Below are 7,490 nucleotides of genomic sequence, written 5' to 3'. Positions count from 1 at the left end.
CCCCCCCCCCCCCCCCCCCCCCCCCCCCCCCCCCCCCCCCCCCCCCCCCCCCCCCCCCCCCCCCCCCCCCCCCCCCCCCCCCCCCCCCCCCCCCCCCCCCCCCCCCCCCCCCCCGGCCGTCGGTCACCTCCAGCCCGTGCACCCCGGGCAGCTCGGCCAGCCCGGGCACCGGGCGGTCGGTCTCCGCGGTGACCGCGGTGCGGGTGAGGTGGCGCAGCTCGGCCAGGCTGCCGCTCTGCACCGTGCGGCCCTGCCGGATGATGCTCACCCGGTCGCACAGCGCCTCCGCCTCGGCGAGGATGTGGCTGCTCAGCAGGACCGTGCGGCCCTCGGCGCGGACCTCCTGCACGCAGCGCTGGAAGGTCGCCTCCATCAGCGGGTCGAGCCCGGAGGTCGGCTCGTCGAGCACCAGCAGCTCGGCGTCGGACGCCAGCGCCGCGACGAGCGCGACCTTCTGCCGGTTGCCCTTGGAGTAGGTGCGCGCCTTCTTCCGCGGGTCGAGGTCGAAGCGGTCCAGCAGCTCGGCGCGGCGCCGGGGGTCCAGGCCGCCGCGCAGCCGGCCGAGCAGGTCGATGACCTCCCCGCCGCTGAGGGTGGGCCACAGGACGACGTCGCCGGGCACGTAGGCGAGCCGGCGGTGCAGGGCGACGGCGTCGCGCCAGGGATCGCCGCCGAGCAGCCGGACGTCGCCGGAGTCGGCCCGCAGCAGCCCGAGCAGCACCCGGATGGTGGTGGACTTGCCGGCGCCGTTCGGGCCGAGGAAGCCGTGCACCTCGCCGGCGCGCACGGTGAGGTCGAGCCCGTCCAGCGCCCGGGTGCGGCCGAAGGTCTTCACCAGCCCGGACACCGCGATCACCTCGGTCATGGCGGCGAAGCTACACACCGTTCACAAGTTTGTGAACCTCATTGATGTTGCTACGAACGGGTAGCCTCGCCTCCCCGACCAGGAGAGGAGAGCCGGTGGCCGACGAGGACGCCGAACGGGCGGCGCTGCTCCGCTTCGTGGAGCGGTTCGCCCTGGTGCTGCGCGAGACAGGCATGCAGCCGATGGCCGCGCGGGTGCTCGCCTACGCGCTCGCCGACGACGCCGACCGGTACACCGCGACCGAGCTCGCCGCGGGCCTGCAGGTCAGCCCCGCGGCGATCAGCGGCGCGGTGCGCCAGCTGGTGCAGATCGGGTTCCTGACCCGGGAGCGGGAGCCGGGCACCCGCAGCGACCTCTACGTGCTGCACGACGAGGACCTCTGGTCCCGGTTCTTCGCCGCCCGGATCGGCGTGCTGGAGCACTACGAGCGGGTGGTCGCGGGCGGGGTGGTCGAGCTCGGCGACGAGCGGCCCGGTGGTCGGCGGCTGGCCGAGACCCGCGACTTCTTCGCCTACTTCCGGGAGGAGCTCGCCGCGATGCTCGAGCGGTGGCCCGCCGAGCGGGACCGGCGGGCCTCCGGGTCGGCAGCTGCCCGGCCGTAGGGTCGGCGCGTGACCTCACCCGCCCCCCGCCGCCCCAGTGAACGACTCGTCGCCCTGCTCGTGCTGGGCATCGCGGCCGTGCTGCTGGTCTCCAGCGTCACCTGGTTCGGCGCCGACCGGGCCGGCGTCGGCATCGGCCAGCTGGTGCTCGGCGTCGCGCTGGCGGCGGTCGGGTTCGTCCTGTACCGCCGCGCGCCGCGCGGCTGACCACCGGCCGCGCGGCCGCCGGTGGGCCTCCTCGGCCAGTTGCCGCATGGCGATGACCGACGCGGGCTCCCCGGTCACCGGGCCAGCTCGGTGACCGGGGCCTGGGCCAGCACGCTGCCGTCCGCGCCCAGGAACCGGACCGTGGCCGCCGCCGGACCGTCGCCCGCGGTGCCCACCCCCGACCCGCTGACCAGGGGGACGGTGACCAGGCGTGCCCCGGCGGCATCCAGCACCTCCGCCACTGCGGCGTCCGGCGGCCCGCTCAGCGCGAGGTCCCCGTCCAGGGGCACCGCCAGCAGCTGGTCCGTCAGCGGGACGCCGGCCGGCTGTGGGTCGGCGGTCGACGCCGAGCCGGTGGTGGAGCCGTCGACGCCGTGCCGGGTGGAGCCGACCACCAGGAGCGTCGCGCCGGAGCGGAACGTGAACCCGGCCAGCACCATCTCCCCGGACCCGGTCGACCCGGCGGCGAGCAGCACCGGGGTCGCGCCGTCCAGGCCGGGCCCGTAGGTGCGGACCGCCATCCCCAGCACGGTCTGCACCGCCTGCTCGGAGACCCGGGAGCGCAGGCCACGTGGGTCGGTGAGCCCCTCGGCGGGCGTCTGGGCGACGGCATCAGCGCGGTCGGTGGTCATGTAGCTCATCGAGTCGAGCTCCTGGCCGTTCCGCAGGACGACGGCCCGCACCCCCAGAGGCAAGCCGCGGGGGCCGCTGATCTCGCCGGCCGCTACGCCGTCCTCCCCGGGCAGCTGCCGCCGCTCCACCTGCTCCTCGCCGCTGGCGGTGACGGTGGTGCCGTCCACGTACTCCACGGTGTCGCCAGGCAGGCCCACCACGACCAGGACGCCGGACGACCTCCCGTCCGGCACGTCGACGAACGCCACCGGCTGGTTCCGCAGCAGGCGCTGGACCCCGGTCGCCTGGGTCAGCTCACCGGGCGCGGCGCCGTCCGGACCGGTGAACCAGGTTCCGGTCAGCCGGCCGTCCTGGCTGCCCAGCACCAGCGCGATGCGTGTACCGGCGACGTCTCCGGCCCAGGCCACCCGGTGGCTGTCCACGGGCGGGGGGGTGTCCGGGTCGAACTCGTCGGACCGCCAGGGGAGAGCGGCCACCGCCTGCAGCCACGCCGCGTCGTCGGCGAGCGCCCCGCGGACGGGGACGTCGTAGAGGCTCGTGGTCGTCACCGTCCGGGAGGGTGCGGCTGCGTCGCCCGCCGTCCGGGGCTCGGGCAGCAGGGCGCCCACCACCGGGACCGACCCGAACACCAGCGCCACGGACAGCCCGACGCCGGCGACGACGGCCTGGTGCCTGCGGCGACGGCGGTGCCGGTCGCGGGTGCGGGTCACCAGGTCCCGCGGGTCGGGGGCCAGTGGGGCGGGCCGGTTCGCCAGGTGCGACCGGAGCTCGGTCTCGACGTCGATGAGGTCCACGTCAGCACTCCAAGTGGGCAGGGGTCGGAAGTTCGCCGAGCACGGCACGCAGCCGGGCGAGCCCTCGGGTGGTCTGGCTCTTGACGGTGTTCACCGAGCAGCCCAGCGCGGCGGCGGTGGCCGCCTCGCCGAGGTCCTCGCCGTAGCGGAGCACCAGCACCGCCCGCATCCGGGGCGGCAGGGCGGCGAGCGCGGTGGCCATGCGGTCCCGCTCGGCGACGTCGTCGGTCGGGTCGGGGCCGGCGACGTCGTGCGCCGGGAGCGCGACGATCTCCTGGGTCGCCCGCCGGCGTCGCCAGCTGGCCGCGCTGGTGACCAGCACCTTGCGCACGTAGGGGTAGGGGTCCTCGCGGGAGATCCGCCCCCAGTTGCGGTAGGCCTTGAGCAGCGCCGTCTGCAGCAGGTCCTCGGCGTGACCCCGGTCGGCGGTCAGCAGGAAGCCCACCCGCAGCAGGTCGTCGGAGCGCGCGGCGACGAACGCCTCGAACCCCGCCTCGTGGTCGGCTCGCACCCGGTCTCCTCCCGACGTCACCCCCTAGGACGCCGTGGGAGGCGCCGTAGGGGTGTCACCGTGACCGAGTCGTGACCTTCAGCCGTGCCAGGGGCGCTCGCGCGCCAGTTCCTCCCGCGCGACCGAGCGGACGTGCACCGCGTCGGGCCCGTCGACGATCCGCAGCGTGCGGGCGCTGGCGTAGAACCGGGCCAGCACGGTGTCGTCGCTGACCCCGGCGCCGCCGTGCACCTGGATCGCCCGGTCGATCACGTCGCAGGCCACCTGCGGCGCGGCGACCTTGATCGCGGCGATCTCCGTGCGGGCGCCCTTGGCGCCGTGCCGGTCGATGAGGTCGGCCGTCTTGAGCACCAGCAGCCGCGCGGAGTCGATCTCGATGCGCGAGCGGGCGATCAGCTCCCGGACGGTGCCCTGCTCGGCCAGCGGCCGGCCGAAGGCGACCCGGGCCTTGGCCCGCTCGACCATCAGCGTGAGCGCCCGCTCGGCCATGCCCAGCGCGCGCATGCAGTGGTGGATCCGGCCGGGGCCCAGCCGGGCCTGGGCGATCAGGAACCCGTCGCCCTCCCCGGCCAGCAGGTTCGCCACCGGCACCCGGACGTCGGTGAACCGCAGCTCCGAGTGCCCGTGCTGGTCCTGGTAGCCGAACACCGGCAGGTGCCGGACGATCTCCAGGCCGGGGGTGCCCCGGGGCACCAGCACCATCGACTGCTGCCGGTGCGCGGCGCCGTCGGGGTCGGTCTTGCCCATGACGATGAAGACCTGGCAGCGCTCGTCGGCGGCGCCGCTGGTCCACCACTTGCGACCGTTGACCACGTACTCGTCGCCGTCGCGCACGATCGACGTCTGGATGTTGCGGGCGTCGGAACTGGCGACGTCGGGCTCGGTCATCGCGAACCCCGACCGGATCTCTCCGGCCAGCAGCGGCTCCAGCCAGCGCGTCTTCTGCTCCGGCGTGCCGAAGAGCATCAGCGTCTCCATGTTGCCGGTGTCCGGGGCGCCGCAGTTGGTCACCTCCGGCGCGATCACCGGTGACCAGCCGGTCACCTCGGCGACGCTGGCGTACTCCAGGTTGCTCAGCCCGGAGAGCTCGGGGGAGAAGAGGTTCCACAGCCCACGGGCCCGCGCCTCGGCCTTGAGCTCCTCGAGCACCGGCGGGTGCCCGTGGTCGTCGTGCCCGCGGGCGGCCCGCCAGGCGTCGTACACCGGCTCGGCGGGGAACACCCGTTCCCGCATGAAGTCCCACATCCGGCCGGTGACGTCCTCGGCCCGGGCGGACAGGCTGAATTCCATGCCGGGACCGTAGCCGTGCCGACGCACGACCGCCCCGGACGCCGGCTGGCGTCCGGGGCGGTCGTGCGATCGGGGGTGTGGCTCAGCGGGTGCGCAGGGACTCGTCCCGGCCGCGGGTGGTCGCGTCCTTCACCGGGCCCAGCGCGATGGCCAGGCCGGCGATCACGCTGGCCAGGTGCAGCCAGTTGTCCGCCCAGTTGATGCTGAGGAAGTTCAGCGGCTCCTCCTCGCCGGCGGCGAACAGGCCGTAGATGAACGCGGCGCCGTAGCCGACGGCGAGCAGCCACCCGTAGGTCCGGGCGGTGCTGAGCTTCCGGGCCAGCGCGATGCCGGCCAGGCCGATCACCAGGTGCACGATGTTGTGCAGCGGGTTGATCGAGAAGCCGAGCAGGGTCTCGTCGGTGTGCGCGGCGAAGTCGTCGAAGCCGGTGATGAAGAAGCCGATGATGCCGATCAGCGTGTAGATCACACCGATCGCCATGGCCAGCATCTGCGGCCAGGTCATGCCTCGGTTGCCGGTGCCGTGGTCTGCTGCGGTCATGGGTGCCCTCCGTGATGTCGTCGGGCCGCCGGGTCTCAGCGGGCCATCACAGGCAGTTCCCAGGTCCGGGCAGCGGAAACGACCGCCACCCGAACGGGCGACGGTCGTTCCCGGATCGTGATCTTAGGCCGGGCGGGGCGTGGCCTTCGGGCGGCGGACGACGAACGGGCCGATGGCCAGCAGGTCGACGGGGGCCGAGCCGAAGCACTCCAGCGCATCCCGCGGGTCGTCGACCATGGGCCGGCCGGCGGTGTTCAGGCTGGTGTTGACCACGACCGGCAGCCCGGTGCGCCGCTCGAACGCCGAGATCATCCGGTGCACCAGCGGGGACGTCTCCGGGTCGATGGTCTGGATCCGCGCCGTCCCGTCGACGTGGGTGACCGTGGGGATGCGGTCACGCCACTCAGGGGCCACGTCGTGCACGAACAGCATGTACGGCGAGGGGATCGGGCCGCGGCTGAAGATCTCCGGGGCCTTCTCCAGCAGCACCATCGGCGCCACCGGGCGGAACTGCTCGCGGCCCTTGACGTCGTTCATCCGCTCGAGGTTGGCCTCGAAGCCGGGGTGGGCCAGCAACGAGCGGTGGCCCAGCGCGCGCGGGCCGTACTCGCTGCGGCCCTGGAACCAGGCGACGATGCCGTTGTCGGCGAGGACCTCGGCCACGGCCTCGGCGACGTCGTCGGGGCGCTCGTAGTCGATCGCCGCGGTTGCGAGCACCTTCTCGATCTCGTCGTCGCTCCAGCCGCGGCCCAGCGCCGCGCCGGGCATCGGCTGGGTCTCCTCACCGAGCTCGCGGGCGACGTGCAGGGCGGCGCCCAGCGCGGTACCGGCGTCGCCGGCGGCCGGCTGCACCCAGACCTGCTCGAACGGGCTCTCGGCCAGGATCCGGGTGTTGGCGACGCAGTTGAGCGCGGTGCCGCCGGCCAGGGTGAGGGTCTTCTCCCCGGTCTGCTCGTGCACCCAGGTGGCCAGGTCGACCAGCACCTCCTCCAGCCGGGTCTGCACGCTGGCGGCGAGGTCGGCGTGGTCGGAGGTCCACTGGTCGCCCTTGCCCAGGCGGGGGGCGAACTCGGTGAAGTCGATCTTCTCGGTGCGGAAGCCGCCGTCGTCGGTGGCCCGGATGAGCTCGGTCAGGTCGCCGAGGAAGCGCGGCTTGCCGTAGGAGGCCATCGCCATGACCTTGAACTCGTCGGAGCTGCGCAGGAAGCCCAGGTGGTCGGTGAGGTCCTCGTACATCAGGCCGAGGGAGTGCGGCAGCGCCTGGCCGGCGAGCACCTCCAGCTGCCCGTCGACGTAGCGGCCGGCCAGGTGGCTGTGCGCCTCACCACGACCGTCGAGCACGAGGACGGCGTTGTCGCGCCGGCCCTCGCGACCGGGGGCGGCCAGGCCGGCCGACGCGGCGTGGGCGACGTGGTGCTTGACGAACCGGACCTTCGCCGGGTCCAGGCCGGGCAGCGCGTGGGCCAGGAAGTCCGGGGCCATCTCGGCGTACTTCTTGCGCATGACGTCGCCGTCGTCGAACAGCCCCGACTCCTCCGGGGTGCCCATGAGCGCCGGGTCGAAGGAGTAGGCGACCGCGTCGAGCTCCTCGGGCCGGATCCCGGCCTCCTTCAGGCACCAGGCGGCGGACAGCTCGGGCAGCTCCCAGGCGCTCCACGGCAGCGGGCGCTTGCCGTGCTTGCGCCGGCTGAACCGCTCCTCCTCGGCCGCGGCCACGACCTTCCCGTCGACGACCAGCGCCGCCGCCGGGTCGTGGTAGATGGCGTTGATGCCCAGGACCTTCACGCGCGCGCTCCTCCCGGCCGGGCGCGATCCGCCCGGTCCTCGCTCATGATCAAGCCACGGCGGGGAACGCGCACGCCGAAAGGCGTCCGGGTCACCCACGCGTGCGGGTGACCCCGTGTCACCCGGTGTGATCTTGTGCAGCAGTCGGCCGGTACGTTCTGCGCCCAGTCGGCCCAACGGAAGGGGCACGCATGCGTTCGGGCGGTCGCACACCGCGCAGTGGCCCGTGGCGCGTGGTATCCGGGGCCTCCGTCGCGATGGG

8 protein-coding genes are annotated in these 7,490 nt (G+C 74.3%); 2 read left to right on the top strand and 6 right to left on the bottom strand.

The window, feature by feature from the left end; translation table 11 throughout:
• Nucleotides 1-865 (bottom strand): ATP-binding cassette domain-containing protein (locus ACI79A_RS13465; protein ID WP_457083921.1); only part of this gene is annotated, 865 nt, incomplete at its 3' end.
• A 95-nt stretch (nt 866-960) separates the two neighbouring features.
• On the opposite strand from ACI79A_RS13465, the gene ACI79A_RS13460 reads away from it, so the two are divergent.
• Nucleotides 961-1,467: a GbsR/MarR family transcriptional regulator gene (locus ACI79A_RS13460; RefSeq protein WP_457083919.1), complete on the top strand. Its 507-nt coding sequence runs from the start codon at nt 961-963 to the stop codon at nt 1,465-1,467.
• 9 nt (nt 1,468-1,476) lie between these two features.
• A complete protein-coding gene (locus ACI79A_RS13455; RefSeq protein WP_457083917.1) occupies nt 1,477-1,674 on the top strand; it encodes a hypothetical protein in 198 nt (65 codons plus the stop codon).
• A 74-nt stretch (nt 1,675-1,748) separates the two neighbouring features.
• Here ACI79A_RS13455 and ACI79A_RS13450 read toward each other — a convergent pair whose 3' ends face one another.
• The 5 genes from ACI79A_RS13450 to ACI79A_RS13430 form a co-directional block, all read right to left on the bottom strand.
• Complete coding sequence (locus tag ACI79A_RS13450) at nt 1,749-3,101, bottom strand: hypothetical protein (RefSeq protein ID WP_457083915.1); 1,353 nt, start codon at nt 3,099-3,101, stop codon at nt 1,749-1,751.
• A gap of 1 nt (nt 3,102) precedes the next feature.
• A complete protein-coding gene (locus ACI79A_RS13445) occupies nt 3,103-3,612 on the bottom strand; it encodes a SigE family RNA polymerase sigma factor (RefSeq protein WP_457083913.1) in 510 nt (169 codons plus the stop codon).
• A gap of 78 nt (nt 3,613-3,690) precedes the next feature.
• Nucleotides 3,691-4,902 carry an acyl-CoA dehydrogenase family protein gene (locus ACI79A_RS13440; RefSeq protein ID WP_457083911.1) on the bottom strand — a complete coding sequence of 404 codons (1,212 nt, stop codon included), beginning with the start codon at nt 4,900-4,902 and terminating at the stop codon, nt 3,691-3,693.
• 82 nt (nt 4,903-4,984) lie between these two features.
• On the bottom strand, nt 4,985-5,443 hold the full coding sequence (locus tag ACI79A_RS13435) for a DUF4383 domain-containing protein (RefSeq protein WP_457083909.1): 459 nt from the start codon (nt 5,441-5,443) through the stop codon (nt 4,985-4,987).
• 123 nt (nt 5,444-5,566) lie between these two features.
• Nucleotides 5,567-7,228 carry a carbamoyltransferase family protein gene (locus ACI79A_RS13430; protein ID WP_457083907.1) on the bottom strand — a complete coding sequence of 554 codons (1,662 nt, stop codon included), beginning with the start codon at nt 7,226-7,228 and terminating at the stop codon, nt 5,567-5,569.
• Nucleotides 7,229-7,490 lie beyond the last annotated feature (262 nt).

It is taken from the genome of Modestobacter sp. SYSU DS0657, assembly GCF_054050925.1.
This window is presented reverse-complemented; position numbering and strand designations above follow the sequence as displayed.

What these genes read in the sequence shown, in the direction of transcription:
- ACI79A_RS13440 (WP_457083911.1), bottom strand. Translation starts at nt 4,902, where the DNA reads ATGGAATTCAGCCTGTCCGCCCGGGCCGAGGACGTCACCGGCCGGATG.
- ACI79A_RS13435 (WP_457083909.1), bottom strand. Translation starts at nt 5,443, where the DNA reads ATGACCGCAGCAGACCACGGCACCGGCAACCGAGGCATGACCTGGCCG.